Here is a 1,069-nt window from a genome sequence, read left to right on the forward strand (position 1 = left end):
CAGGCCTGCGGGGTCTGCCACACCGATCTGCACTACCGGGAGGGCGGGATCAACGACGAGTTCCCGTTCCTGCTGGGTCACGAGGCCGCCGGGGTGGTCTCGGCGGTGGGCGAGGGGGTCACCAACGTCGCGGTGGGTGACTACGTGGTGCTCAACTGGCGGGCGGTGTGCGGGCAGTGCCGGGCCTGTCTCAGGGGCGAGCTGCAGTACTGCTTCAACACGCACAACGCGGCGCAGAAGATGACGCTGACCGACGGCACCGAGCTCTCCCCCGCCCTGGGCATCGGCGCGTTCGTGGAGAAGACGCTGGTCCACTCCGGCCAGTGCACCAGGGTCGCCCCGGCCGCCCCGGCCACCGCCGCCGGCCTGCTCGGCTGCGGCGTGATGGCCGGGGTGGGCGCGGCGATCAACACCGGCGGAGTGCGCCGCGGGGAGAGCGTGGCGGTGTTCGGCTGCGGCGGCGTGGGCGACGCCGCGATCGCCGGGGCCAAGCTGGCCGGCGCGACCACGATCATCGCCGTCGACATCGACGACCGGAAGCTGGCGTGGGCCAAGCAGTTCGGCGCCACCCACACCGTGAACTCCCAGCAGACCGACGCGGTCGAGGCGATCAAGGCGGCCACCGGCGGCTTCGGCGCCGACGTCACCATCGACGCGGTGGGCCATCCGAAGGTGTTCGAGCAGGCCTTCTACGCCCGCGACCTGGCCGGCCGGGTGGTGCTGGTCGGCGTTCCGAACCCGGCGATGACGATCAGCCTGCCGCTGATCGAGATCTTCGGCCGCGGCGGGGCGATCAAGTCCTCCTGGTACGGCGACTGCCTGCCCTCCCGCGACTTCCCGATGCTCGTCGACCTCTACCGCCAGGGCCGCTTCCCGCTGGAGGACTTCGTCAGCGAGACGATCGGCATCGACGGCGTGGAGCAGGCCTTCGCGAAAATGCACCACGGCGACGTGCTGCGCAGCGTGGTGGTCTTCTGATGGCCCGCATCCAGCGGGTCGTCGTGCCCGGCGTGTTCTCCCTGGACGGGCAGGACTTCGACGTGGAGAACAACGTCTGGCTGGTCGGCGA

Annotated in this window: 1 protein-coding gene; it reads left to right on the forward strand. The window is 70.9% G+C overall.

The window, feature by feature from the left end:
• On the forward strand, window positions 1-978 hold a 978-nt coding region (locus ACFSHS_RS22520), incomplete at its 5' end, for an S-(hydroxymethyl)mycothiol dehydrogenase (RefSeq protein ID WP_376881171.1).
• Window positions 979-1,069: the final 91 nt, after the last annotated feature.

Source organism: Blastococcus deserti (assembly GCF_042682525.1).
In the GTDB taxonomy this organism is placed as follows: domain Bacteria; phylum Actinomycetota; class Actinomycetes; order Mycobacteriales; family Geodermatophilaceae; genus Blastococcus_B; species Blastococcus_B deserti.